Origin of the sequence: Streptomyces sp. NPDC012510 (assembly GCF_042955065.1) — a bacterium.
Classification (GTDB): Bacteria; Actinomycetota; Actinomycetes; order Streptomycetales; family Streptomycetaceae; genus Streptomyces.
In genome coordinates this window covers 44174-68019 of the sequence record NZ_JBIBEN010000012.1, presented here as the reverse complement: position 1 = coordinate 68019, position 23846 = coordinate 44174, and the positions used below count along the sequence as shown (strand labels likewise).

The window sequence follows — 23846 nt, the reverse complement described above, 5'->3', positions numbered from 1 at the left end:
CGACCGGCCGCCCCGGGCGCCGTCGGCGGTTCCGCCCGCTTCCCTGACGCGCTAACGCGCGGTCTGGGTGTGGACGTACTCCACGAGGCGGGTCAGGGCGTCCGGGTCAGTACTGGGCATGACGCCGTGGCCGAGGTTGAAGACGTGGCCCTCCAGGCCGGTGGCCGTGTCGAGGACCTCGCGTGTCTTGGTCTCGACGGCCTCCGTGCCGGCGAACAGGACGGTCGGGTCGAGGTTGCCCTGGAGCGCCTTGCCGGGGCCGACGCGGCGGGCTGCCTCGTCGAGCGGGACACGCCAGTCGACGCCGACGACGTCCGCGCCGGCCTCGCCCATGAGGCCCAGCAGCTCGCCGGTGCCGACGCCGAAGTGGATGCGTGGGACGCCGTACCCGGCGACGGCTTCGAAGACCTTCGCGGAGGCGGGCAGCACCGAACGGCGGTAGTCCGCCGGGGAGAGGGCACCGGCCCAGGAGTCGAAGAGCTGGACGGCGGAGGCGCCCGCCTCGATCTGGACCTTGAGGAACGCGGCCGTGATGTCGGCGAGGCGGTCCAGCAGGTCGGCCCACAGCTCGGGGGCGCCGTACATCATCGCCTTGGCGTTCTCGTACGTGCGGGACGGGCCGCCCTCGACCAGGTAGCTGGCGAGGGTGAAGGGGGCGCCGGCGAAGCCGATGAGCGGGGTCTCACCGAGCTCGGCGGTGAGCAGCCCGATCGCCTCGGTGACGTAGGAGACGTCCTCGGGGGTCAGGTCGCGCAGCTGGGCGAGGTCGGCGCGGCTGCGGATCGGCTTCTCGACGACCGGGCCGACGCCGGGCTTGATGTCGAGGTCGATGCCGATGGCCTTGAGGGGGACGACGATGTCGCTGAAGTAGATCGCCGCGTCCACGTGGTGCCGGCGGACGGGCTGGAGGGTGATCTCCTTGACCAGCTCGGGCCGCATGCACGACTCCAGCATCCCGATGCCCTCGCGCACCTTCAGGTACTCCGGCAGCGAGCGCCCGGCCTGCCGCATGAACCACACCGGTGTGTGCGGCACGGGCTCGCGCCTGCATGCCTTGAGGAAGGCGGAGTTGTACGGGGCGGTCGGCTGGTGGCCCGAGGGGCCGGCGTTGGCACTCACGAGGCAAAGTCTCGCACGCCCGCTTGACAGCGGTGGTCCGGGCCGGGGACAACCCCGGCCCGCACTTTTCCGGCCACTCCTTCTGGCCGTGGGCGCGTCGCGCGTTCGCTGAGCGCGATCCGACCGTGACCCAGCGCACGGGTGTCTTGCCCTGCGCCGAGGCCCCGTTCCCCTTAATGTTCCGGCATGGCTGCGGCTCAGGGACGACTGTCGGACGGCGCTGGCGGGATGGACGACACGAAGGAGGGGGAGCGCGATGCTATGGAGGCGGTACCGCTGCCGTTCCGCTCCGCCGTGGAAGCGCTGAGGGCCACACGGCTGCGGCCGGAGATCGAGATCGAGCCGACCAAACCGCCCCAGCGGCTCGCCCCGCACGCGTACGCCCTGGAGGCCGCGGTCGTCGAGGGCGAGGAGGATCTGGCCGACGGCCGGCTCGTCCTGCTGTACGACCCGGCGGGACACGACGCCTGGCAGGGCGCCTTCCGGCTGGTGACCCTGGTCCGGGCGGAGTTGGAGCCCGAGATGGCGGCGGACCCTTTGCTGCCGGAGGTCTGCTGGTCGTGGCTGACCGGCGCGCTGCAGTCCCGCGGGCTGTCGTACGGCGAACCGAGCGGCACGGTGACGCGGGCGAGTTCGCACTACTTCGGCGGTCTGGCGACGCGGCCGGCCGCCTCACAGATCGAGATCCGGGCGTCGTGGACCCCCCGGGAGGTCCTGGGCGACGTCCCCGACACCGCCGCGCATCTGGCCTCGTGGTGCGATCTGCTGGCCCAGATCGCGGGGTTGCCTCCGACGGTGGATCCGGGTGACGCGGCCGTCGTGACGTTGCCGCAGCGGCGGGGGCCGCAGTCCCGCTGACGCCCTCGCGGGACCCTTGGCCGAACAGGACCGTGCGCCGGACAGCGCACGGTCCTTTTTGGTGCGTGCCGCCACGCCGGTCAAAACCATCACTTTGTCGATACGGCCACTTTCGGCCGCGTATCGACCCGAAGCGACACCGTTCGGTCTTCGAATGATCGAAGACGTGTCCGAATTGCACGGATTGTTACTCACCAAATCGTGATCATTCTCTAAAGGAGCAGAGGTTTGATGCCGAAGACCTCTGTGACCTTGAAATCACGGTTCGTCCCGGCTTCGACCCCACGAGCCCGGCGAACCTGCCCCCCGTCCCGCACCCAGGAGGCCTGGTGTCCGTTCTCCTCGAGCAGCCCGCAAGCCTGGTCGCCTACCGTCCGAACAAACCGACCGCGATGGTGGTGGTGGCCGATCCCCGGGTCCGGTCCACCGTGACCCGCCACCTGTGGGCCCTCGGTGTCCGCGATGTCATCGAGGCCTCGTCCATCGCCGAGGCCCGTCCCCGCATCGGCAACCCCCGTGACATCTGCGTCGCGGACGTCCACCTGCCGGACGGTTCCGGCCTGACCCTCCTCTCCGAGACCCGCGCGGCGGGGTGGCCCAACGGTCTCGCCCTCTCCGCCGCCGACGACATCGGCGCCGTACGCAACGCCCTCGCGGGCGGTGTGAAGGGATACGTCGTCACCGGCACCCGTACCAACATCGGACTGCCCAGCCGCCCCGGTGCCGCCCCCCTCGGCTCCGCCGCCCGTATGCACCACCGCCGCCCCCCGGGTGCCCCGAGCCACCCGGGCGGCTACCGGGAGCTGTCGGGCCGCGAGGTCGAGGTGCTGCGCCTGGTCGCGGAGGGGCAGTCGAACAAGGCGATCGGCGTCTCCATGGGTTTGTCCGCACTCACGGTCAAGAGCCACTTGGCCCGAATCGCGCGCAAGCTCGGCACCGGCGACCGCGCCGGAATGGTGGCGGTGGCCCTGCGCACCGGGATCATCCACTGACGCCGGGGCGCCGAGGCGGGAAGGGGCCGGGATCGTTCATCGATGCCCGGCCCCTCCCGGTTCGCCGGAAACATTTCACTGACACGTGTGACGCATGACTGGTTTACGCCCCTGGATGGCCCGTCGACGGAACGTTCCGTCGACGGGCCATGTCCATACACGGATACCCTTGACAGGTGACCGACGCCCAAGAGACCGCAGCAGACAGGACCCTGCGAACCACCGGAGGCGCCCCTCCGGACGACGGCGGATCTTCTGAAGCGGGGGCGCCGATCCCCTTGCTGGAGCCACGGGACGGCATTCCGCCCGTGATCGCCGACGAGTCCGCGCTCGCCGCTGTGATCGCCGCGTTCGCCGCCGGCTCCGGCCCCGTCGCCGTAGATGCCGAACGCGCGTCCGGATACCGCTACGGCCAGCGGGCCTATCTGGTGCAGTTGCGCCGCGAGGGCGCGGGCACCGCGCTCATCGACCCCGTGGCCTGCCCCGACCTCTCCGGCCTCGGCGAGGCGCTCTCCGGAGTGGAATGGGTGCTCCACGCGGCCACCCAGGACCTGCCCTGTCTGCGCGAGATAGACATGGTCCCGACCCGGATCTTCGACACCGAGCTGGCCGGCCGCCTCGCCGGGTTCCCGCGGGTCGGCCTCGGCGCGATGGTCGAGGGCGTCCTCGGCTACGTCCTGGAGAAGGGCCACTCCGCGGTCGACTGGTCCACCCGTCCGCTGCCCGAGCCGTGGCTCAGGTACGCCGCGCTCGATGTGGAACTCCTCGTGGACCTGCGGGACGCCCTGGAGAAAGAGCTGGACCGGCAGGGGAAGCTGGAGTGGGCCCGGCAGGAGTTCGACGCGATCGCGTCCGCGCCGCCCGCCGAGCCGCGCAAGGACCCCTGGCGTCGGACCTCCGGGATGCACAAGGTACGGCGTCGGCGGCAGATGGCGGTCGTACGGGAGATGTGGGAGGCCCGGGACCGTATCGCTCAGCGGCGGGACGTGTCGCCGGGCAAGGTGCTGAGCGACGGGGCGATCGTGGAGGCCGCGTTGGCCCTGCCGGTCAACGCGCACGCGCTGGCCGCGCTGAACGGGTTCGGGCATCGGATGGGGCGGCGGCAGCTGGAACAGTGGCAGGCCGCCGTGGATCGGGCCAGGGCCCTTCCTGACTCCGCGCTGCCGGCGCACGGCCAGCCGGTGACGGGGCCGCCGCCACCGAAGGCGTGGGCCGACAAGGACCCGGCCGCCGCGGCTCGGCTGTCGGCCGCCCGGGCCGGGGTGAGCGCCCTCGCCGAGCAGCTCACCATGCCGCAGGAGAACCTGATCACCCCCGATACGGTTAGGCGCCTGTGCTGGGAGCCGCCGGTCACGGCTGACGCCGAGTCGATCTCCGCGGCGTTGGCCGGGTACGGGGCGCGGGCGTGGCAGGTGGAGTTGGTGACGCCGGTTCTGGTGGGGGCGCTGTCCGCCGCGGCGACGGTGAAGAAGGCCTAGGCGCCGTGAGGGGCGCTGTGTCTCGGCGGGTGCGGGTCCGTCGCGGTTGCTCGCGGGCTCGTCGCGGTTGATCGGTCAGTCACCCGCGCCCCCAAACGGCCTGCCGTTCCCGGTGGTTACTTCGTCGCTCCTCTCGTGAAGCCGTTGTAGATGAACCTCTGGAGCAGCAGGAAGGCGATCAGGGTCGGCAGGATCACCAGGACCGCTCCTGCCGAGATCGTCTCCCAGTGGGCGCCGAAGGGGCCCTTGAAGCGGAAGAGGGATGTGGAGATGACGCCGCGGTCGTCGGAGGGCAGGTAGAGGAAGGGGATGTAGAAGTCGTTGTAGACGGTGATCCCCTTGACGATGACGACCGTGGCGATCGCTGGTTTCAGGAGCGGGAAGATGATCTTCCGGTAGATCGTGAAGGCGTTGGCGCCGTCCAGGCGGGCGGACTCGTCCAGGGAGACCGGGATCGATCTCACGAACTGCAGGAAGATGTAGATCGAGACGATGTCGGTGCCCATGTAGAGGGCGATCGGGGCCCAGAGGGTGTCGAACATGCCGAAGCTGTCGACGATCTGGAAGGTCGCGACCTGGGTGGTGACGCCGGGAACGAGGGTGGCGACGAGGAAGAGGGCGACGACCAGTTTCCGGAAGCGGAAGGTGAAGCGGTCGATCGCGTAGGCCGCCATCGAGCCGATGAGGACCGTACCGGTGATGGCGAAGAAGAGAATGAAGGCCGTGTTGCCGAAGGCGGCGAGCATCTCACCGTCGCGGAAGGCCGTCACGTAGTTGTCGAAATTCAGCAGGCTGTCCGGCAGGGTGAGGGCACCGCTGTCGTCCGCCATCTCCTCCTCGGTCATGAGCGAGGTCAGCAGGACCACGACGAGCGGCAGGAGGACCACGACCGAGGCACCGACCAGGGACAGATAGGTGAGCGTGCGGGCAACTCGCCTGCGGGTCACCGAGGTTGAGGTCGTCAGCGTCGTCATACGAGGTCCACCCTGTCGTCGGGGACCAGTCGGCGTTGCAGCCATGTCACCGCCAGGATGATCAGCAGCAGGACGACCGCGGCGGCGGAGGCGAGGCCCGTCTTGTTGAACTGGAAGGCGAGCTTCACCGTCTGGATCACGAAGGTCTCGGTGCCGGTGGCGCCGCCGGTCATGATGTACGGGATCTCGAAGACCGACAGCGAGCCGGAGATCGACAGGATCACGCTCAGGCTCAGGACCGGGCGGATACCGGGCGCGATGATGTACCGGAACTGGTGCCAGCGGTTCGCGCCGTCGAGTTCGGCGGCCTCGTACAGCTCCCCGGGGATCGACTGGATCGCGCCGAGGAAGAGCACGAAGTTCAGGCCCGTGTAGCGCCAGACGGAGACGCCGGCCAGGGAGATGTTCGCCGAGGTGGACGTGCCCAACCAGGCCCGGTCGGACTCGAATCCGAAAAGGGCAAGGACCGAGTCGAGCGTGCCGCCGTCCTGGAAGAAGTACAGGAAGACGAAGCCGATCGCGACGCCGTTGATCAGGTACGGGAAGAAGAGCAGGCCCTTGAAGAGGTTCCGGAAGCGGAGGTTGAAGCTGAGGATCGTCGCGAAGTAGAGGGCGACGGCGATCTGGACCGCCGAGGCCGCCAGGTAGTAGCCGCTGACGAAGAAGACCTGGAACAGCTCGGGGCGGGTGAAGATCTCGACGTAGTTGTCGGTACCGGTGTAGGTCAGCTCGGGGCTCACGCCGTCCCAGTCGGTGAAGCTGTACGCCAGCATGTTGGCGACCGGCGCGTAGGTGAAGGTGATCAGCAGGGCCAGCGGGGCGGCCAGGAAGAGCCAGGGGGTTGCTCTCCCCCTCAGGCGCGCCCGGCGCGGGGCACGCGTCCGGGGAGGCTGGGGCGCGACCACCGGGGGCCGCGCCGCCTTCTCGGTCGTGGGGGGCATCAGGACCCCACGGTCTTCTGCGCCTCGGTCCACCGCTTGCCCAGGTCGTCGAGGAAGTCGCCGATGTCGCCGTCCTTGGCGCCCCGGGCGAGGTCCACGAGGTCCTGGCGGTACGCGGGTCCGTAGATGCCGACCTCCGAGGCGTTGTCGATCTCCTTGACCGCCCCGCCCTTGGCGTCGTCGAGTTCGATGAGTTCGACGCCCTGCTCCTCGTACGGCTTCAGCACCTCGGGCAGCGGGGCGTCCTTGAGCGTGGAGATCGAGAGGTTGTCCTGCGCGTAGCCCGACTTCTCGGTGAACCAGTCGATCCAGGCGCGGGCCGCCTCCTTGTGCTCGGAGTGGATGCTGACCGCCTGGTTGTAGTCGGGGCTGGCGGTCGCGCACGCCTTGCCGTCGACCCTGGCGGGGAACGGCATGAATCCGATGTCGTCCGGGTCGGCCCCGGCCTTCTCGGCCGCCTGCCGGAACTGGGTGATCGCCCAGCTGCCGAGCCAGGCCGTGGCGATCTCGCCCTTCGCCAACTGGGGCTTGGAGTTCTCCCAGTTGGTGGTCGTCGGGTCCTTCTCGATCAGGTCCTGGTGCACGATGTCGTACAGCAACTGGTCGCCGACGCGCAGTTCGCCGTCCTCGCCCCACGGGTTGCCCTCGGCGAGCTTCGCGGTGGCCTGGGTGTCACAACTGACCGAGCCGTTGATGTACGTCCACTGGGTCAGCGGCCACTGGGCCGCGAAGTTGGTGTAGTACGGGACGGCGTCGGTCTTGGACTTGATGGCCTTCAGGGCGGTGAGGAACTCCGCCGGGGTGGCGGGCCAGTCGGTGACGCCGGCCTCGGCCCAGATCCGCTTGTTGTAGAGGAAGCCGGGGGCCGCGCCCATCGGGCTCTGGCCGTAGACCTTGCCGTCGACCGTGGTGAAGTCGGTGAAGCGGTACTTCTTGCTGAGCTCCTTCTGGGTGCCCAGGGAAGCGAAGAACCTGGGGTAGTCGTTCTTCTTGATGACGGCCGGGATCATGAGGACGTCGCCGTAGTTCTCCGTGTTCATACGGATCTTGACTTCGGCCTCGTAGTCGGTGATCGCGTCGAACTTCACCTTCACCTTCGGATAGGTCTTGTTGAAGGCGTCGGCGTACTTCTGCATCGTGCCGTCCTGCACGATGTCGGTGCGGTGGGTGAGAACCGTGATGGTTCCGGACACCTGTGCCGGGTCGTCGGCGGCGTGGGCGTCGGCGCCCTCGGAGCCGGCTCCGCCGCCTGTGCAGCCGGCGGCCAGGAGGGCCGCCGCGATCAGTGTTCCGGTGAGCGTCCTTCGGTGGTTCATGTGCACCAGCTCCGTTCGGGACGGACGAGCACGGGTGGGTTGGCTGGTTCGGCACTCTGGCAGCCGTTCACTGAACCGGTAAAGTCCCTATTTCGCCAAGGCTGTCGAAAGATTTCGCACACCGGCGAGGAACGGAACTGGACCGGTTTAGGGAGTGCGCATGCTGGACGCCACACCGCTCACCGAGGGCTGGATCCTGCGGCACCCGGACGGCGGCGGGGGTTCGCTTCCCGCCTCGGTGCCCGGGTGCGTGCACACCGATCTGCTGGCGGCTGGGCTGATCCCGGATCCCTTTCTCGGGCGGAACGAGACCGAGGTGGCGTGGGTGGGGCGCCGGGAGTGGACGTACGAGACCGAGCTGCCCGGCGTCGGCGCGGACGGCCACGACCAGGTCGACCTGGTCTTCGACGGCCTGGACACGGCCGCCGAGATCCGGCTGGACGGGAGGCTCCTCGGCTCCGTGCGGAACATGCACCGCTCGTACCGCTTCGACGTCACCGGGACGAGCGGCCGGCTCTCCGTGCGCTTCGCCTCCGCGTACGCCGAGGCCGAGGCGGTGCGCGAGCGGCTCGGCGACCGGCCGAACGCGTATCCCGAGCCGTTCCAGTTCATCCGGAAGATGGCCTGCTCGTTCGGGTGGGACTGGGGGCCGACGCTCGTGACCGCCGGCATCTGGCGGCCGGTCCGGCTGGAGCGCTGGTCCACGGCCCGGATCGCGCGGGTACGGCCGGTGGTCACGGTCGACGGCACGACCGGGCAGGTGGAACTGCTCGTCGACGTGGAACGGGCCGCGGTCGAGGCGGAGCTGCGGCTGGAGGCCCGGGTGGGGGGTGTCAGCGCGGTCACGGCCGTCGAGGGCACCGGCGGGGCGGTGCGGCTGGAGGTGCCGGAGGCGGCGCTGTGGTGGCCGCGCGGGTACGGGGAACAGCCGCTGTACGAGGTGGAGTTGACCTTGCACGGTGAGGGCCGCGCGCTCGACCGGTGGCGGCGGCGGATCGGTTTCCGAACGGTGGAGCTCGACCGGAGTGCCGACGGGCAGGGCACGGGGTTCACCTTCGTCGTCAACGGCGAGCGGCTGTTCGCGCGGGGGGTGAACTGGATCCCGGACGACGTCTTCCCGTCCCGGATCACCCGCGAGCGGTACCGGGAACGGCTGCGGCAGGCCGCCGACGCCCGGGTGGACCTCGTGCGCGTCTGGGGCGGCGGGATCTACGAGAGCGAGGACTTCTACGACGCCTGCGACGAGCTGGGGCTGCTGGTCTGGCAGGACTTCCCCTTCGCGTGCGCGGCCTATCCGGAGGAACAGCCGCTGCGCGGCGAGGTGGAGGCCGAGGCGCGGGAGAACGTCGTACGGCTGATGCCGCATCCCTCGCTGGTGCTGTGGAACGGCAACAACGAGAACCTGTGGGGGTTCCGCGACTGGGGCTGGGAGCAGCGGCTCGCCGGGGAGTCGTGGGGTGAGGGGTACTACCTGGGTGTCCTGCCGCGTGTCGTCGCCGAGTTGGACCCGACGCGGCCGTACACGGCGGGCAGTCCGTGGTCGGGGTCCTGGGAGCGTCATCCGAACGATCCGGCGCACGGTACGCATCACTCCTGGGAGGTGTGGAACCGGGAGGACTACGCGGAGTACCGGGCGAACGTGCCCCGGTTCGTCGCCGAGTTCGGGTGGCAGGCGCCGCCCGCGTACGCGACGCTGCGGCGGGCTCTGGGCGAGGACGAGTTGGCTCCCGACTCCCCCGGCATGCTGCACCACCAGAAGGCGGACGACGGGAACGGGAAGCTGGAGCGGGGGCTCGCTCCTCATTTCGCCCTGCCCGAGGGGGACTTCGACCGCTGGCACTATCTGACGCAGATCAACCAGGCACGGGCCGTCGCCACCGGGATCGAGTACTGGCGCTCGCTCTGGCCGGTGTGCGCGGGCACGGTCGTGTGGCAGCTCAACGACTGCTGGCCGGTGACTTCCTGGTCGGCGATCGACGGGGACGGCCGGGAGAAGCCGCTGTACCACGAGCTGCGGCGGTTGTACGCGGACCGGTTGCTGACGTTGCAACGGCGCGATGACGGGTTGGCACTGGCCGCCGTGAACCAGGCGGCCGAGGAGTGGGTCCCGGACGGGCTGCGGTTGCGGCGGATGACCGTGGAGGGGGAGGTCGTCGCCGGGGTGACCGTCGGTGTCCGCGCCGCGGCGCGTACGGTCGCCGAGGTGCGGGTGCCGGGGGAGGTGGAGCCCGTGGGCGCGAAGGAGTTCCTGGTGGCCGACGCTGACGGGCTGCGGACGCTGTGGTTTCCCGCGCCGGACCGCGAAGTGCCTTATCCGCGACCGGAGTTCCAGGTCGAGGTCGGCGCGGAGTCGGTGACCGTGACGGCGCGGACCCTCGTACGGGACCTGCTGCTCCAGGCAGACCGGCTGGGGGCGGCGGCTCGGGCGGACACGGGGCTGGTGACGTTGCTGCCGGGTGAGCGGGTCGTCATCGGGGTGCGGGGCTGGGAAGCCGTGCCGGGTGTGGAGGACGTACGGCGGGCCCTGTTCTGTGTGGAGCCCGCGCGATGAGCACTCCGCCGGCCCCACGCGTGACCATCAGGGACGTCGCCGCGCGCGCCGGGGTGTCCAAGGGGGCGGTGTCCCTCGCGTTCAACCGGAAGCCGGGTCTGTCCGACGCCACGCGGGACCGGATCTTCGCCGCGGCGCGGGAGCTGGGCTGGGCGCCGAATCTGGCGGCGCGGTCGCTGTCGAGTCAGCGGGTGGACGTCGTGGGACTGGCGATCTGCCGTCCGGCGAAGCTGCTGGGGCTCGAGCCGTTCTACATGGACTTCATCTCCGGGGTGGAGAGCGTGCTGACCGAGCGGTCCTGCTCGTTGCTGCTGCGGCTGGTGCGGAATCTGGAGGAGGAGGTGGGGCTGCAGGACGCGTGGTGGCGGGGGCGGCAGGTAAGTGGGTCGATTCTTGTCGATTTCCGCGCGGATGATCCGAGAGTGGCCGCGGCGGGGCGGCTGGGGATGCCGGTGGTGGCGGTCGGGCACCCGTCGTTGACCGGGGGGCTCACGTCCGTGTGGACGGACGACGCGACCGCCGTGGCCGAGGCGGTGCGGTATCTGGCGGCGCTCGGGCATCGGCGGATCGCCCGGGTGGGAGGCGCTGCGGCGCTGGGGCACACGGTCATTCGTACGGCGGCGTTCGATCAGACGGCGCGGGAGTTGCGGCTGGCCGGGGCCTGGCAGGTGGCGACCGATTTCTCGGGGGAAGCGGGGGCTCGGGCCACTCGGTCGCTGTTGACCGGGGCAGGGGGTGATCGGCCTACGGCGATCGTCTATGACAACGACATCATGGCGGTGGCGGGGTTGTCGGTGGCGGCCGAGATGGGGATGCGGGTGCCCGCGGACGTGTCGCTGCTGGCCTGGGACGACTCGCAGCTCTGTCGGCTGACGCGGCCGACTCTTTCCGCGATGAGTCATGACGTGCACGGGTTCGGGGCGGATGTCGCGCGTACGTTGTTCGATGTGATCGCCGGAAGTGGGGCTTCGCATCCGGTGGCTACGCCTGTGCTGGTTCCCAGAGGGTCCACTGCGACCGCCCCCTGAGCGCCATCCGGGACTGCGCGTGCGTGGTGGCTGGTCGCGCGGTTCCCCGCGCCCCTAGGATGATGACGTAACCGGCGGTAACACGTGGAGCCCATGTGATGTTCGCCGCTCCCTCACCCAGGACTGTGCAGTCCTGTTACTCACAAGTAGCATGGGACTGAGCGCCCGCTCAGCGGTTGCTCGCAGCAGTGCCGTCCCGCACCTCTGGAGGAGAGCCATCGTGCCTCGTACCGTCAGGGACGTCGTCTTCGTCGACGGCGTCCGCACCCCGTTCGGCAAGGCGGGCCCGAAGGGCATCTACCACGAGACCCGCGCCGACGACCTCGTCGTGAAGGCGATCCGGGAGCTGCTGCGCCGCAACCCCGGTCTGGAGCCGGCGAAGATCGACGAGGTCGCCGTCGCCGCGACCACGCAGATCGGTGACCAGGGCCTCACCATCGGCCGCACGGCCGGCATCCTCGCCGGCCTGCCGCAGTCGGTGCCCGGCTACTCGATCGACCGTATGTGCGCCGGCGCGCTGACCGCCGTCACCACGGTCGCCGGTTCCGTCGCCTTCGGCGCGTACGACGTCGCCATCGCCGGTGGTGTCGAGCACATGGGCCGCCACCCCATGGGTGAGGGCGTCGACCCGAACCCGCGGTTCGTCAGCGAGAAGCTGGTCGACGAGTCCGCCCTGTTCATGGGCATGACCGCCGAGAACCTGCACGACCGCTACCCGACGATCACCAAGCAGCGCGCCGACGAGTACGCCGTGCGCTCGCAGGAGAAGGCCGCCAAGGCGTACGCCAACGGCAAGATCCAGGCCGACCTGGTGCCGATTTCGGTGCGCCGCACCAACGCGGAGGCCGGCGAGACCGGCTGGGGTCTCGTCACCGCCGACGAGCCGATGCGCCCCGGCACCACCCTGGAGAACCTGACCGGGCTGAAGACGCCGTTCCGCGTGCACGGACGGGTCACCGCCGGTAACGCGGCCGGGCTCAACGACGGTGCGACGGCCTCGATCATCGCCTCCGAGGACTTCGCCCGCGAGAACGGTCTCCCGGTCAAGATGCGTCTCGTCTCGTACTCCTTCGCGGGTGTCGAGCCGGAGGTCATGGGTTACGGCCCGATCCCGGCCACCGAGAAGGCGCTCGCCCAGGCGGGCCTGTCCATCGACGACATCGGCCTGTTCGAGATCAACGAGGCCTTCGCCGTGCAGGTGCTGGCCTTCCTGGAGCACTACGGCATCGCCGACGACGACGCCCGCGTCAACCAGTACGGCGGCGCCATCGCCTTCGGTCACCCGCTGGCCTCCTCGGGTGTGCGTCTCATGACGCAGCTCGCCCGCCAGTTCGAGGAGCAGCCCGAGGTCCGCTACGGCCTGACCACGATGTGCGTCGGCTTCGGCATGGGCGCCACCGTCATCTGGGAGAACCCGCACCACAAGGACGCCGGAGGCGACAAGTGAGCACCACCGCCGATCTTCTCAAGGGCGCGGCCGAGCTCTTCCCCGACGAGGTCGTGACGTCCGCGCACGTACGCCACCTCGACCTGCCGTTCGGGGCGGGCCGCTTCGCGCTCATCACCCTCGACAACGGCTTCGACCACACCAAGCCGACCACCTTCGGACCCGCGTCGCTGGCGAACCTGAACACCGCCATCGACCAGGTCGAGAAGGAGGCCGCGGCCGGCGAGATCGTCGGTGTCGGTGTCACCGGCAAGCCGTTCATCTTCGCCGTCGGCGCCGACCTCAAGGGTGTCGAGCTGCTGAAGGAGCACGAGCACGCGCTCGCCATCGGCAAGGGCGGCCACGAGGTCTTCAAGCGGCTGGCCACGCTCGCCGTGCCGACCTTCGCGTACTACAACGGTGCCGCGATGGGCGGCGGTGTCGAGGTCGGTCTGCACTGCTCCTACCGGACCGTCTCCGCGGCCCTCCCGGCGTTCTCGCTGCCCGAGGTGTTCCTGGGCCTGGTCCCGGGCTGGGGCGGCTGCACACTGCTGCCGAACCTGATCGGCGCCGACAAGGCCGTCTCGGTCATCATCGAGAACAGCCTCAACCAGAACAAGCAGCTCAAGGGCAAGCAGGTCTACGAGCTCGGGATCGCCGACGCCCTCTTCGAGGGTGCCGACTTCCTGGAGCAGTCGCTGATCTGGACGGCGTCCGTCCTCAAGGGCGAGATCGTCATCGAGCGCCCGGTGATCGACCGCGGTGAGGCCTGGGACCAGGCCGTCGCCAAGGGCCGGTTCATCGCGGACAGCAAGGTGCACGGGGCCGCCCCGGCCGCGTACCGCGCACTGGACATCATCGCCGCCGCCAAGAACGGCGACCTCCAGCAGGGCTTCGACGCCGAGGACATCGCCCTCGCCGACCTGATCATGGGTGGCGAACTGCGTGCCGGCATCTACGCCTTCAACCTGGTGCAGAAGCGCGGCAAGCGCCCCGCCGGCGCCCCGGACAAGTCGCTCGCGCGTCCGGTCACCAAGGTCGGTGTCGTCGGCGCCGGTCTGATGGCCTCCCAGCTGGCCCTGCTGTTCCTGCGCCGCCTGGAGGTGCCGGTCGTACTCACCGACATCGACCAGGAACGCGTCGACAAGGGTGTGGGCTACGTCCACGCCGAGATCGACAAGCTGCTGCTCAAGGGCCGGATCAACCAGGACAAGGCCAACCGCCTCAAGGCGCTGGTCACCGGTGTCCTGGACAAGGCCGAGGGCTTCTCCGACGCGGACTTCATCATCGAAGCCGTGTTCGAGGAGATCGGGGTCAAGCAGCAGGTGTTCGCGGAGGTCGAGGCGGTCGCCCCGGCGCACGCGATCCTCGCCACCAACACCTCCTCGCTGTCGGTGACCGAGATGGCGTCGAAGCTGAAGAACCCCGAGCGGGTAGTCGGCTTCCACTTCTTCAACCCGGTCGCGATCCTGCCGCTGCTCGAGATCGTGCGCGGCGAGCAGACCGACGACGCCTCGCTGGCCACGGCCTTCGGTGTCGCCAAGAAGCTGAAGAAGACCGCGGTCCTGGTGAAGGACGCCCCGGCCTTCGTCGTCAACCGCATCCTCACCCGCTTCATGGGCGAGATCCAGAACGTCATCGACGAGGGCACGCCGGTCGACGTGGCGGAGAAGGCGGTCGAGCCGCTGGGTCTGCCGATGTCGCCGCTGGTGCTTCTGGAGCTGGTCGGCCCGGCCATCGGTCTGCACGTCTCCGAGACCCTCAACGGCGCCTTCCCGGACCGCTTCAAGGTCTCCCCCAACCTCAAGGCGGTCGTCGAGGCCGGCAAGCGCGGCTTCTACGTCTACGACTCCGGCAAGCCGGAGCTGGACCCCGAGGTCGCCGCCCTCCTCAAGCAGGGCGATGCCGTCCTGACCGAGGAGCAGGTGCGGGCCCGCGTGCTCGACGCCGTCGCCCAGGAGATCGGGCTGATGCTCGAGGAGGGCGTCGTCGCCGAGGCGCAGGACATCGACCTCTGCCTGATCACGGGCGCGGGCTGGCCCTTCCACCTGGGCGGCATCACGCCGTACCTGGACCGTGAGGGCGTCAGCGAGCGGGTGAACGGCAAGAAGTTCCTGGAGCCCGGCGTGGCCTCCGTCCCCGCGTAGGCACCGGACACGGTGGAGGGCCCCCGCTGCGGCGGGGGCCCTCTTCTCATGCGTCCTCGGCGTCCCCTCCGGCCACCGCGAGCCGTTCCTTCAGTTCGGCGTTCTCCGCCTCCAGCAGGGCGATGCGCTTACGGGCGAAGTACAGCTCCATGACGGCGTCGTGGAACTCGGAGATGAGCTCTTCGGGAGTCAGTTGCACGCTCGTGGTCCCCCTAGGCCAGGGTGACGGGGTCGCCGCCGTCGGAGCTGAGCCACTTCAGCCTGCCCTGCTCCGCGTAGAGGACGCCACCGCCGAGGGACGGGGTCCTCAGCCCGGTCGGCGGGGTGTCGACGTCCGCGATGTGGGTCACGCCCTCGACGACGAGTGCGGGGTCCTTGGTGCGCTGGACCACGTGCATCTGCCCCTTCACCGTGCCGCCACGGTCGATGCCGACGCCTATCAGGCCGGTTCCCTTGACGACGAAGTCCTCAAGGCCCGCGTTGTTCCGCAGGACCAACAGGGCCCCCTTGGTGGGCCCGTCGGTCGCGGTGACGAAGATGCCCTGAGCGGCCGTGCCCACCGTCGCCAGGTTGATCGAGAGGCCGGACGCACCGGAGTCGGAGCCATCGGCGTATCCCATGTGCGTGATCTTCAGGGTGCCGCGTGCCGCCTTCTCATGGCCGGTGATGTACATCGCCGAGGAGGCCGGGTTCGTCGACGTCACGTTCAGCGCGGCCTTGTCGCCCGAGGCGGCCGCGTAGTTGATCTTGACTGGGTACGCCGTGGGGGAATCACCGTAGAACGCGGCCGGCGCGGCGTACTGCGTGTACTCGTCGTCGGCCGCCGCCTCGGAGCCGCCGGCCACGGTCACCGCGCCCGCCGTGAACGCCCCGAGGAACACTCTGCGTCCCACTGCCATGTGTGTACTCACCTTCCGTCTGGTGGAGTTGGCCATGTGATCACGTTTCACAGGATCCACTCAACCAACGGCCGTCCGGTCCGGGACGGATTCGTCCCGTCCGGTCCGGACCGGTCCGGACCGGACCGGACCGGACCTGTCCCGTCCTGTCCAGTTCGGTCCAGTCCGGAACAGATCCTTCCCGTCCGTTCACACCCGTGTCGCTGACTCCATCACGAGTCCCGGCTCGGGGGACTGCCGGGCCACGCGCAGCGCGCCCGCCGTGTCGACGAAGGCCACCACCACCCGGCCGTAGGCGTCCCGCGCCAGCGCCGGGCTCTGCGCGCAGCGCTCGCCGACGGGCGACCACCACAGACCCGCGCCCTCGTTCTCCGTGCCGCAGGCCGCGAGCATGACCTGGCCGTCGAGGGTGCGATGGGCGAGGACCGTGCAGTCGTATCCGTCGATCGGGGTGCGCAGCGCCGCGATCCGCCCCTCGGCCCGTGACCCGCCGAGCGGGACCGGGAGGCCGTCCGGACGGTGGGCGACGAGTTGGCCGGTCGCGGGGTCCGTCCAGTAGAAGGTCATGCGCTCCGGGGCGGTCTCCAGCGCCGTGGCGCTGCCGTCGGCCATGGCGACGGTCAGGTCGGGGCAGCGCTCCACCGCCCCGTCCGGCTCGCTCTGGCGCCATCGCGCGGCGGACCCGTCCCCGGGAACCAGCACATCCGCACAGCCGGATCCGGTGGCGGCCACGGCCATCCCGTCGCGCAGCTTGGCGCCCTTCAGGTCACGCCAGGGCTCCCACCGGCCGTTCGCCGCCTCACGGCGCATACAGACCCCGCCGCCGGCGTTGCGCACGAAGACATGGACGCGCCCCGATCGGCTGACCACGGCCGCCGGCACACCGATACGGCGCTCCTTCTCGGCGGTCCGCTGCGGATTTCCCACCGAGCGCCACTCGGTGACGGGCCGTCCCGGCTGGTACTGGATGGCGTGCGCGATGTCGACCGTGGCCGTCTCGCCCGCGGCGCCCCGTGAGCGCCGGGCGACGAAGTGCACATAGCCGTCGGCGCCCTGAGCGAGTGACACATCGGTCACGTCCGGGGCCGCGAAGAAGTCCGGGCCCGACCAGTGCGGGCCGCCCGGGCGGATCTCCGTCCAGCGCAGCAGGCCGCCCCCGGTGCGGGCGTACGCGGTGAGCCGACCGTCCCGGCCGACGACCAGCCACCGTCCGTCCACCGCCGCTTCGGCGCGGGGCACGTCGTACGACGCGTTCCCCGCCTCCCGGCTCGGGCCGCCGCCGCGTCTGTCGCGTCCGGGCTTCACCCGCATTGTGGTGCCCCCTCCTGTCTCTCGCCAGCACAACTGTGCGGACGCATGTCCATAGTGCAACGCCGTCCAGGCGGCCCATCGACCGGCTCCCCCACCCGAGTTCCACGAGCGCCCCGCGGGGCGGGACTTCGTCCGGTTCGCGGGGTGCGCCCCGGTGAAGCCCCCGACGCGGGGCGACAATGGTGAACCATGACGACCCTCGTGATCATCGACGCCGCCAACGTCATCGGTTCCGTTCCCGACGGCTGGTGGCGCGACCGGCGCGGCGCGGCGGAACGCCTGCGCGACCGGCTCGCCCTCGACGGGCTCCCCGGCCATGACGGGCCCGTCGAGCTCGTCATGGTCGTCGAGGGTGCGGCCCGCGGTGTGGAGTCCGCACCCGGCGTACGGGTCGACGCGGCTCCCGGCAGCGGCGACGACCGCATCGTCGAACTGGTCGCCGAGGAGGGCCGGGACCGCCCCTGCCTCGTCGTCACCGCCGACCGTGAACTACGGCGCCGCGTCGGTGAGTTGGGCGCGGAGGTGACCGGCCCTCGTACCGTGCGTGGGGATTCCTGAGCGCGGCTACCGGGTGCCGCGTCCCGGCGGGTCGGTGGCCTCCCCCGATGCGGTCTCCTCGTGGCGTCCGAGGCGGCTGTGGGAGCGGCCGTAGACGAAGTAGACGAGGAAGCCGGCGGCCATCCAGAGGGCGAAGCGGAGCCAGGTCTCAGCGGGGAGGTTGAGCATCAGCCAGAACGAGGCGAGGACCGACAGGATCGGGATGACCGGCACCCACGGGGTGCGGAAGGCCCGGTGCAGGTCGGGGCGGGTCCGGCGGAGGATGATGACACCGATCGCGACGACCACGAAGGCGAACAGCGTGCCGATGTTGACCAGTTCGGCCAGCTCGCTCAGCGGGGTGAAGCCCGCGAGGATCGCGATGACCACACCGAGCAGGATGGTCGGCCGGTGCGGGGTCTTGAACCGGGGGTGGACGCGGGAGAAGAAGCGCGGCAGCAGTCCGTCGCGGCTCATCGCGAAGAAGACCCGGGTCTGACCGAGCAGCAGGATCATGCACACGGTCGTCAGACCGACGGCGGCGCCGAAGCTGATGAAGCCCGCGAACCACGGGTGCCCGGTGGCCTTGAACGCGTCGGCGAGCGGCGCGGTCACCGACAGGTCGGTGTAGTGCTGCATGCCGGTGACGACGATCGACACCAACACGTACAGGGTGGTGCAGATGATGAGCGAGCCGAGGATGCCCCGGGGCATGTCGCGCTGCGGGTTCTTCGTCTCCTCGGCCGCCGTGGCCACGACGTCGAAGCCGATGAACGCGAAGAAGACCACGGAGGCGGCCGTGAAGATGCCCATCACACCGAAGTTGGCGGGCGCCCAGCCGAAGATGAGCTGGATCAGCGGCGACTGGAGACTATCGCCGGCCGGCACCTCCTGTGCCTTGGGGATGAACGGGTCGTAGTTGTCGCCGTTGACGAAGAAGGCGCCCGCGATGATCACGGTGAGGACGACCGTCACCTTGATGGCGACGACGAGGGAGGTGACCCGCGCGGAGAGCTTGGTGCCGAGCACGAGGATGACGGTGAGTACCAGGACGAGCAGGGCGGCGAGGATGTCGAACCCGAAGCCGTCGGCCCCGTCTCTCGTGCCGAGCGCCGCGGGCAGCTCCCAGCCCGCGTTGGCCAGCAGCGAATGGATGTAGCCGGACCAGCCGACCGCCACCACCGCCGTCCCCAGCGCGAACTCCAGGACCAGGTCCCAGCCGATGATCCAGGCGGGCAGTTCCCCGAGGGAGGCGTACGAGAAGGTGTACGCGGATCCGGCGACCGGGACCGTGGAGGCGAACTCCGCGTAGCACAGGGCGGCCAGGGCGCAGACGACGCCGGCCACGAGGAAGGCGAGGGCCACGGAGGGACCGGCGTTGTTCTTGGCGACCGTACCGGTGAGGACGAAGATGCCGGTGCCGATGATGACACCGACGCCGAAGACCGTCAGATCCAGCGCGGACAGGGATTTCTTGAGCGCGTGCTCTGGTTCCTCGGTGTCGAGGATGGACTGCTCGACCTTCTTCGTCCGGAAGAGTGTGCTGCTCACAGGCGGACCTCCCACGCTTGTCGTCCTCGACATGATCGAGAGGGGGCGTGGAGCGTATGCCCGGTCACGAGCGGTTTCACGCGAACGGGCCGGTCTCACCACCGTAAAGGATGGCGGGACCGGCCCGAGAGGCACAGGGCCGCGCGTCAGTCGCGCGCGGGCTCCACCTCTGCCGCGGCGCCGTCGAACCGGCCGTCGATCTTGGAGACCAGACCGGTGACCTGGCGCGCGATGTCGGGCGCGGTGAGCCCGATCTCGGCCAGCACCTCGGCGCGGGAGGCGTGGTCGAGGAAGCGCGGCGGGATGCCGAAGTCGCGCAGCGGGATGTCGACGCCCGCGTCGCGCAGCGCCTGGGCGACGGCCGATCCGACCCCGCCGACACGGGAGTTGTCCTCGACGGTGACGACCACGCGGTGCTTGTCCGCGAGGGGTGCCATGTGCTCGTCGACCGGCTTGACCCAGCGGGGGTCGACGACGGTCGTGGTGATGCCCTGCTTGTCGAGCAGGTCGGCGATCTCCAGGCACATCGGGGCGAGGGCGCCGACGGAGACCAGGAGCACGTCCGGGGTGTCCGTGCCCGGCTCGCGCAGCACGTCCATGCCGCCGACGCGGCGCACGGCCGGTACGGCGGGGCCGACGGCGCCCTTGGAGAAGCGGACCACGGTCGGCGCGTCCGTCACCTCGACGGCCTCGCGCAACTGGGCGCGCACCTGGTCGGCGTCGCGCGGGGCGGCGAGCCTGAGCCCCGGGACGACCTGGAGGATCGACATGTCCCACATGCCGTTGTGCGAGGCGCCGTCGGTGCCGGTGACGCCGGCCCGGTCCAGGACGAAGGTCACCCCGCACTTGTGCAGAGCGACGTCCATCAGGACCTGGTCGAAGGCCCGGTTGAGGAAGGTCGCGTACACGGCGAAGACCGGGTGCAGACCGCCCGTGGCGAGGCCCGCCGCCGACACGGCGCCGTGCTGCTCGGCGATGCCGACGTCGTACACCCGCTCGGGGAAGGCCTTGGCGAACTTGTCGAGCCCGACCGGCTGGAGCATGGCCGCCGTGATGGCGACGATGTCCTCGCGCTCCTTGCCGAGCTTGACCATCTCCTCGCCGAAGACGGAGGTCCAGTCGGCTCCGGAGGAGGCGATCGGCAGGCCCGTGTCCGGGTGGATCTTGCCGACGGCGTGGAAGCGGTCCGCCTCGTCCTGGAGGGCGGGCTGGTAGCCGCGGCCCTTCTCGGTGAGGCAGTGCACGATGACCGGACCGCCGAAGCGCTTGGCGCGGGACAGCGCGGACTCCAGGGCCTCGATGTCGTGTCCGTCGATCGGCCCGACGTACTTCAGGCCCAGGTCCTCGAACATGCCCTGCGGGGCGATGAAGTCCTTGAGGCCCTTCTTGGCGCCGTGCAGCGTCTCGTAGAGCGGCCGGCCGAGGACGGGGGTCCGCTCCAGCAGGTCCTTGCCGCGGGCCAGGAACCGCTCGTAGCCGTCGGTGGTCCGCAGGGTGGCCAGGTGGTTGGCGAGGCCGCCGATGGTCGGCGCGTACGACCGCTCGTTGTCGTTGACGACGATGACCAGGGGGCGGTCCTTGGCGTCCGCGATGTTGTTGAGCGCCTCCCAGGCCATACCGCCGGTGAGCGCGCCGTCCCCGATGACCGCGACCACGTGGTCGTCGCGCTTGAGCACCTGGTTGGCCTTGGCGAGGCCGTCGGCCCAGCCGAGCACCGTGGAGGCGTGGCTGTTCTCGATGACGTCGTGCTCGGACTCGGCCTGCGAGGGGTAGCCGGAGAGGCCGCCCTTCATCTTCAGCTTGGAGAAGTCCTGACGGCCGGTGAGCAGCTTGTGCACGTAGGACTGGTGGCCCGTGTCCCACAACACCTTGTCCTTGGGCGAGTCGAAGACGCGGTGCAGCGCGATGGTGAGCTCGACCACGCCGAGGTTCGGGCCGAGGTGACCGCCGGTCTTCGACACCGCCTCGACGAGGAAGGTCCGGATCTCCTCCGCCAGCTGGTCCAACTGCTCCTGGCTGAGCCGGTCCAGATCGCGCGGTCCCCTGATGCGGGTCAGCAGCGGCACCCGTGCCTCCTTGCAATAGTGCTGTCCGAGCGTTGCCGGGATCGTCGAAGTCTAATCTTTCGCGTGCCCCGCCCACTGCGGGGCAGGTGGGTCCTGCGTCACGCGAACGGCCGTAGACCATCCTGTACAAACGCCCCGGAACAAAACGTCCGACGGCGAAGAGAAGTGCCCGGCACCAGAATCGGTGTCGGGCACTTGTTCGCGAGGGATCGATACCGCGTCGTGAAGGGACACGGGGAACCGCGGGTTGGCCACGGACAACCCGCGGCCGCGAACCGGGCCGCCGGCGACGGACAGCACCCCCGGGCGGCGTCCCTCCGTCGGACCGCTACGCGCGACCCGCCGCCTTCTGGCTCCTCCGGGAGACGGAGTCGATGACCACCGCGCCCAGGAGCACCGCACCCGTGATCATGTACTGGATCGACGTGTTCATGTTCAGCAGGTCGAGTCCTGTCTGGATCGACTGGATCACCAGCATGCCCAGCAGGGCCGACCACACCGACCCACGCCCACCGAAGAGGCTGGTCCCACCGATGACCGCCGCGGCGATCGCGAGCATCAGGGTGTTGCCGCCACCGGCGGAGAGCGTCGCACTCGCCGTCTGACCGGCGAAGAACATTCCGCCGACCGCCGCGAACCCACCGGAGATGGCGAACACGGTGATCCGGATCAGCGGCACGTTGATACCCGCACGACGCGCCGCCTCGATGCCGCCGCCGACCGCGAACACCTTGCGGCCGTACGTCGTCCGGCGCAGCACGAAGTCCACGATCACCAGCGCCGCCAGGAAGATCACCAGAGCGTTGGAGACGCCGGCCGCGTTGTTGAGCACGGCGGCGGCCGCGAAGGAAGCGACCGCGAGCGCGCCGACGCGCAGCAGGATCTCGCTGGTCGGCCGGAACGGCACGCCCGCGGTCCGACGGCGGCGCTGCTCACCGAGGTTGCCGGCGAGCGAGAGCACGACGGCGAGACCGGCCAGGATGTACGCGCCGATGATGGCCTGGTCCATGAAGAAGGAGCTCTGGCCGAGCAGATGGACCGGACCGGTCTCGGACGGGATGTTGATGGTGCCGCTGTCGCCCAGCAGCCACAGCATCAGACCGTTCCAGCCGAGGAAGCCGGCCAGGGTGACGACGAAGGCAGGCACCCCGATCCTGGCGAAGAACCAGCCGTGCAGCGCGCCGATGGCGATGCCGGTGACGATCGCCAGGGCCAGCGCCAACCAGGCGTTCATGCCCTGGTTCACCACGAACACGGCGAACAGGGTGGAGGCCAGACCGCTGACCGAGCCCACCGAGAGATCGATCTCGCCGAGCAGCAGCACGAACACCAGACCGATGGCGAGCATGCCGGTTGCCGACAGGAAGTAGCTGATGTTCGAGAGGTTGTCGGCGCTGAGGAAACGATCGTTCTGGAGCTGGAAGATCGTCCAGATGACGATCAGGCCGATGACCACCGGCAGCGAGCCCAGCTCGCCGCCCTTCACCTTGCGCTTGAACTCCGTGAGGTAGCCCCGGAAGCCCTCTTCACGGATGAGCAGCCGGGGGTCGACGACGGTCACGGGGGCGGCCGTCGGGTCGTCGGCGGGCGCGACGGTGCTCTGCCCCTCCACCACGCCGGCCTTGCCGCTCTTCACGGTCTTCGACGTGTCGCTCACTGTGCCGCCTCCGCGGTGCGCCGCCCCGCACGACGGGTCACGGCGTTGTCCGTGGCGCCCGTGATCGCGGCGATGATCTCTTCATGGCTGGTGTCCTTCACCGGGAAGGAACCGTTGTTCCTGCCCAGGCGCAGGACGGCGACGGTGTCCGCGACCGCCTTCACATCGGCCATGTTGTGGCTGATGAGGATGACCGCGAGGTCGCGCTCGCGCAGCCGCTCGACCAGGTCGAGGACCTGCGCGGTCTGCTCGACGCCGAGGGCGGCGGTGGGCTCGTCCAGGATGACCAGCTTGGGGTCGCCGATCAGGGCGCGGGCGATGGCGACGACCTGGCGCTGACCGCCGGAGAGGCTGGCGATCGGGATGCGCACGCTCGGGATCCGGATGGAGAGCGTGGACAGCAACTCGCGCGAGTTCTTCTCCATCGACACCTCGTCGATGACGCCCCGGTACAGCAGTTCGCGACCGAGGTAGAGGTTGCCGACGACGTCCAGGTTGTCGCAGAGCGCGAGGTCCTGGTAGACGGTCGCGACGCCGAGTCCCTGGGCGTCGTGCGGCTTGTTGATCCTGACAGGGCTGCCCTGCCACTCGATGACGCCCTCATCGATGGGGTGAACACCCGCGATCGTCTTGACCAGGGTCGACTTACCTGCGCCGTTGTCGCCCACCAGGGCGACCACTTCTCCGGCGTGGACCTCCAGATCGACGTCGGTGAGTGCCTGCACCGCACCGAATCGCTTGGAGACTCCGCGCAACGCCAACACGGGCGTAGCGGACACGTGAACCATCTCCTTCGCCGCCTGACCGGCGGGATGCCGCGCTTGGGAACAGGCGCGGAGGACTGTGCGTGACGCACAAGGCTTACAAGATGAAGACAACCGGCTTCCCCGCGCCCGGTTGCGGCGCGGGGAACTGCGCGACCGGCCACGACGATGCCGCGGACGACTGACCACCCTCACGGCGTCTCCGGTGGAGCGTCCGCGCGGTGGTTGTCC

General features: G+C 69.8%; 19 protein-coding genes. 8 read left to right on the top strand and 11 right to left on the bottom strand.

The features are described from left to right. Positions 1 to 51 precede the first annotated feature (51 nt). On the bottom strand, positions 52 to 1119 hold the full coding sequence (gene hemE, locus ACFY9I_RS22725; protein ID WP_391004356.1) for a uroporphyrinogen decarboxylase: 1068 nt from the start codon (positions 1117 to 1119) through the stop codon (positions 52 to 54). A gap of 228 nt (positions 1120 to 1347) precedes the next feature. Here hemE and ACFY9I_RS22720 point away from each other — a divergent pair, with 228 nt between their 5' ends. The 3 genes from ACFY9I_RS22720 to ACFY9I_RS22710 all read left to right on the top strand — a co-directional run bounded on the left by ACFY9I_RS22720 (position 1348) and on the right by ACFY9I_RS22710 (position 4447). After that, complete coding sequence (locus ACFY9I_RS22720; RefSeq protein ID WP_391004762.1) at positions 1348 to 1977, top strand: DUF3000 family protein; 630 nt, start codon at positions 1348 to 1350, stop codon at positions 1975 to 1977. A 329-nt stretch (positions 1978 to 2306) separates the two neighbouring features. Beyond that, entirely contained in the window at positions 2307 to 2969 is a 663-nt protein-coding gene (locus tag ACFY9I_RS22715) for a LuxR C-terminal-related transcriptional regulator (RefSeq protein WP_391004354.1), read from the top strand. Between the two features lie 176 nt (positions 2970 to 3145). Further along, on the top strand, positions 3146 to 4447 hold the full coding sequence (locus ACFY9I_RS22710; protein ID WP_391004352.1) for an HRDC domain-containing protein: 1302 nt from the start codon (positions 3146 to 3148) through the stop codon (positions 4445 to 4447). A gap of 116 nt (positions 4448 to 4563) precedes the next feature. Here ACFY9I_RS22710 and ACFY9I_RS22705 read toward each other — a convergent pair whose 3' ends face one another. The 3 genes from ACFY9I_RS22705 to ACFY9I_RS22695 are packed head-to-tail and all read right to left on the bottom strand — an operon-like array spanning position 4564 to position 7678. After that, a complete protein-coding gene (locus tag ACFY9I_RS22705) occupies positions 4564 to 5394 on the bottom strand; it encodes an ABC transporter permease subunit (RefSeq protein ID WP_391004760.1) in 831 nt (276 codons plus the stop codon). A 23-nt stretch (positions 5395 to 5417) separates the two neighbouring features. Continuing rightward, positions 5418 to 6362, bottom strand: a complete 945-nt coding sequence (locus ACFY9I_RS22700) for an ABC transporter permease subunit (protein WP_391004350.1) — start codon at positions 6360 to 6362, stop codon at positions 5418 to 5420. Then, positions 6362 to 7678, bottom strand: a complete 1317-nt coding sequence (locus ACFY9I_RS22695; RefSeq protein WP_391004348.1) for an extracellular solute-binding protein — start codon at positions 7676 to 7678, stop codon at positions 6362 to 6364. The genes ACFY9I_RS22700 and ACFY9I_RS22695 overlap by 1 nt, the downstream gene beginning before the upstream one ends. 160 nt (positions 7679 to 7838) lie before the next feature. On the opposite strand from ACFY9I_RS22695, the gene ACFY9I_RS22690 reads away from it, so the two are divergent. From ACFY9I_RS22690 to ACFY9I_RS22675, 4 genes are all read left to right on the top strand, one after another. Continuing rightward, positions 7839 to 10229 carry a glycoside hydrolase family 2 protein gene (locus tag ACFY9I_RS22690; RefSeq protein ID WP_391004346.1) on the top strand — a complete coding sequence of 797 codons (2391 nt, stop codon included), beginning with the start codon at positions 7839 to 7841 and terminating at the stop codon, positions 10227 to 10229. Then, positions 10226 to 11257 (top strand): substrate-binding domain-containing protein, encoded by a 1032-nt coding sequence (locus tag ACFY9I_RS22685; RefSeq protein ID WP_391004344.1) that lies wholly within the window; start codon positions 10226 to 10228, stop codon positions 11255 to 11257. The genes ACFY9I_RS22690 and ACFY9I_RS22685 overlap by 4 nt, the downstream gene beginning before the upstream one ends. A gap of 220 nt (positions 11258 to 11477) precedes the next feature. Then, positions 11478 to 12704, top strand: a complete 1227-nt coding sequence (locus ACFY9I_RS22680) for an acetyl-CoA C-acyltransferase (protein WP_391004342.1) — start codon at positions 11478 to 11480, stop codon at positions 12702 to 12704. After that, positions 12701 to 14830: a 3-hydroxyacyl-CoA dehydrogenase NAD-binding domain-containing protein gene (locus ACFY9I_RS22675; protein WP_391004340.1), complete on the top strand. Its 2130-nt coding sequence runs from the start codon at positions 12701 to 12703 to the stop codon at positions 14828 to 14830. The genes ACFY9I_RS22680 and ACFY9I_RS22675 overlap by 4 nt, the downstream gene beginning before the upstream one ends. Before the next feature lie 46 nt (positions 14831 to 14876). Here ACFY9I_RS22675 and ACFY9I_RS22670 read toward each other — a convergent pair whose 3' ends face one another. The 3 genes from ACFY9I_RS22670 to ACFY9I_RS22660 form a co-directional block, all read right to left on the bottom strand. Then, on the bottom strand, positions 14877 to 15029 hold the full coding sequence (locus ACFY9I_RS22670; RefSeq protein ID WP_391004338.1) for a hypothetical protein: 153 nt from the start codon (positions 15027 to 15029) through the stop codon (positions 14877 to 14879). Positions 15030 to 15042: 13 nt separating this feature from the next. Further along, entirely contained in the window at positions 15043 to 15729 is a 687-nt protein-coding gene (locus ACFY9I_RS22665; protein ID WP_391004336.1) for a hyaluronoglucosaminidase, read from the bottom strand. A gap of 189 nt (positions 15730 to 15918) precedes the next feature. Further along, entirely contained in the window at positions 15919 to 17040 is a 1122-nt protein-coding gene (locus ACFY9I_RS22660) for a hypothetical protein (RefSeq protein ID WP_391004334.1), read from the bottom strand. 189 nt (positions 17041 to 17229) lie between these two features. Between ACFY9I_RS22660 and ACFY9I_RS22655 the strand changes: the two genes are divergently transcribed. Beyond that, positions 17230 to 17598: an NTP pyrophosphohydrolase gene (locus ACFY9I_RS22655; protein ID WP_391004332.1), complete on the top strand. Its 369-nt coding sequence runs from the start codon at positions 17230 to 17232 to the stop codon at positions 17596 to 17598. Between the two features lie 6 nt (positions 17599 to 17604). Here the strand turns inward: ACFY9I_RS22655 and ACFY9I_RS22650 are convergent, their stop codons facing one another. From ACFY9I_RS22650 to ACFY9I_RS22635, 4 genes are all read right to left on the bottom strand, one after another. After that, positions 17605 to 19128, bottom strand: a complete 1524-nt coding sequence (locus ACFY9I_RS22650; RefSeq protein WP_391004330.1) for an amino acid permease — start codon at positions 19126 to 19128, stop codon at positions 17605 to 17607. 146 nt (positions 19129 to 19274) lie between these two features. Next, positions 19275 to 21194, bottom strand: coding sequence for a 1-deoxy-D-xylulose-5-phosphate synthase (dxs, locus tag ACFY9I_RS22645; RefSeq protein ID WP_391004328.1), 1920 nt, complete (start codon positions 21192 to 21194; stop codon positions 19275 to 19277). 328 nt (positions 21195 to 21522) lie between these two features. Next, on the bottom strand, positions 21523 to 22851 hold the full coding sequence (locus ACFY9I_RS22640) for a sugar ABC transporter permease (protein ID WP_391004326.1): 1329 nt from the start codon (positions 22849 to 22851) through the stop codon (positions 21523 to 21525). Beyond that, positions 22848 to 23639: an ATP-binding cassette domain-containing protein gene (locus tag ACFY9I_RS22635; protein WP_391004324.1), complete on the bottom strand. Its 792-nt coding sequence runs from the start codon at positions 23637 to 23639 to the stop codon at positions 22848 to 22850. Before ACFY9I_RS22635 ends, ACFY9I_RS22640 begins: the two co-directional genes overlap by 4 nt. Between the last annotated feature and the right edge of the window lie 207 nt (positions 23640 to 23846).